Genomic DNA, 1,451 nt, shown 5'->3' on the forward strand with positions numbered 1-1,451 from the left:
CTAGTAGTGCTTGGTCAGGTTGATATCGGTTCCGGCATGTTGCGGTGACAGGTGGGGCAGGCGCCGGTCCAGACCGCGAGGAGTAACTGCAGTTCGCGGGCGACTCGGTAGAGGCTCAGGCCGGCGCCGTCTCTTTTGGGGACCGGGTGAGGCGCTGGAGGGTGCAGAAGGCGTGCGCGACGGAGACGAGGGTGACGTGGTGGTGCCAGCCTCGCCAGGTGCGGCCCTCGAAGTGGGCCAGGCCCAGGGCCTGCTTCATCTCCCGGTAGTCGTGCTCGATCCTCCAGCGTAGTTTCGCGGTGCGCACGAGGGTGGCCAGCGGGGTGTCGGCGGGCAGGTTGGACAGCCAGAACTGGACGGGTTCGGGTTCGGTGGCGGGCCATTCGGCCAGCAGCCAGCGCACGGGCAGTTCCGGGCCGTCGCAGGCTTTGCGGATCTCCCGTCCGGCAGGACGGATCCGCAGGGCCACGAAGCGGGAGTACATGCGCTTGACGCCGCTGCGGCCGCTGCCGGGGCGGGAGCCTTCCCGCCATTGCACCGGCCGGGCCGTCTGCTTGCCGGCCTCGATGACCAGCTTCTTCACCGTCTTGGCCGCCTCGGGATAGACCGGCTGAGGCCTCGGGCCGCGGCCGCCGTAGGGCGGGGTGTGCGGCCGTGCCGTTTCCGGGTGGGCGGTGGTCGTGGTGGAGATGCCCACCGCGTAGGTGAGCCCGCGTTCTTCCAGGCCCAGGCGGAAGGCTGCCGTATCGCCGTAGCCGCCGTCGGCGACGACGAGCGGGACGTCGATGCCCCACGACCTGGTCTCGTCGATCATGTCCAGGGCCAGCTGCCACTTCTCGACGTGTCCGACGTCGGCGGGGATGCCGCACGTGGTGCGGCGGGCCACCTTGCCCGGATCGGCCTTGGGCGAGGCGGGATCCCAGCTCTCGGGCAGGAACAGACGCCAGTCGACAGCAGCCGACGCATCGTCGGAGGCCAGGTGCAGGGACACCCCGGCCTGGCAGTTGGTGACCTTGCCCGCGGTGCCGGTGTACTGCCTCGCCACACACGCCGAGGCGTCACCGTCCTTGAGGAAGCCGGTGTCATCCACGATCAGCGCGGTCGGCTTGATCACGTGCTGCATCCGCCAGGCCAGGCGGGCGCGGACATGCGCCGCGTCCCACGGGCTGGTGGTGACGAAGTTCGCCAGGGCCTGCCGGTTGCCGTCCTCGCCCAGGCGGGCGGCCATCGGCTCCACCGACTTGCGCCGCCCGTCCAGCAGCAGACCCCGCAGATAGACCGTTCCCCACCGGCGTTGATCCGCCCGCGCGAACGGCTCGAACATCTCCGCCGCGAAGTCCTCCAGATCACACCGGACCGCGGCCAACTCCCCACCCATCACAACAGGTCAACGGAACAAGAGATCAAACGGACACGCCACCGGCGAGTGAACCTGACCAGGCCCTACTAGG

The 1,451-nt window shown here is 69.7% G+C and carries 1 protein-coding gene; it reads right to left on the reverse strand.

Annotated elements, in window-relative coordinates; translation table 11 throughout:
• Nucleotides 1-115: 115 nt before the first annotated feature.
• On the reverse strand, nucleotides 116-1,378 hold the full coding sequence (locus P2Q00_RS50555; RefSeq protein WP_275781984.1) for an IS701 family transposase: 1,263 nt from the start codon (nucleotides 1,376-1,378) through the stop codon (nucleotides 116-118).
• Nucleotides 1,379-1,451: the final 73 nt, after the last annotated feature.

Source organism: Streptomyces coacervatus, assembly GCF_029223485.1.
GTDB lineage: Bacteria > Actinomycetota > Actinomycetes > Streptomycetales > Streptomycetaceae > Streptomyces > Streptomyces coacervatus.